General features: G+C 48.9%; 1 protein-coding gene. It reads right to left on the bottom strand.

Features of this window, described 5'->3' with window-relative positions; genetic code table 11:
* Window positions 1-655, bottom strand: a 655-nt coding sequence (locus A3735_RS03155; protein WP_231882352.1) for a 1-deoxy-D-xylulose-5-phosphate synthase N-terminal domain-containing protein, incomplete at both ends; no start/stop codon positions are given.

Raw genomic sequence — 655 nt, 5'->3', positions numbered from 1 at the left:
TAAGGTTGGCAAGTCATGACCATCGATAGGGCCAATGTAGTTAAAGCCTAATTCCTCAAAAAGCGTACCGGGTGCAACCAAGCCTTTGACGTGCTCTTCAGTTTTCTTGGCAAACTCCATTAGGCCGGGAGTGCTGCTCAGAATTTGCTTGCCGCCATCGCGCATCTGATTGTATGTTTTTCCTGACAGAATTCTCGCCAGATGGTTCTTCAAACCGCCTACGTTGTCCGAAATCGCCATGTCATTGTCATTTAAAATAACTAGCATGTCAGGAGCGATATCTCCGGCATGACTCATTGCTTCAAATGCCATGCCTGCTGTTAGAGCGCCATCGCCAATCACTGCGATAGACTTGCGAGAGCTGGACTGCATTTTTGCAGCCAGAGCCATGCCAAGAGCTGCACTGATTGAGGTGCTAGAATGCCCGACACCGAAGGTGTCGTATTCACTTTCTTCTCTTGCGGGAAACGCCGCAGGGCCGTCATGTTGGCGAATTTTTAATATTTGCTCGCGTCGGCCTGTTAGAATTTTATGAGGGTAAGCTTGGTGTCCAACATCCCATACGACACGATCTTCAGGGGTGTTAAATACGTAATGCAGTGCAACCGTAAGTTCGATGACGCCTAACCCGGCACCAAAGTGACCACCTGATTGT

It is taken from the genome of Oleiphilus sp. HI0061, assembly GCF_001635675.1.
The sequence above is the reverse complement of the archived record's forward strand: the minus strand, read 5'-3'. Positions and strand labels throughout refer to the sequence as shown.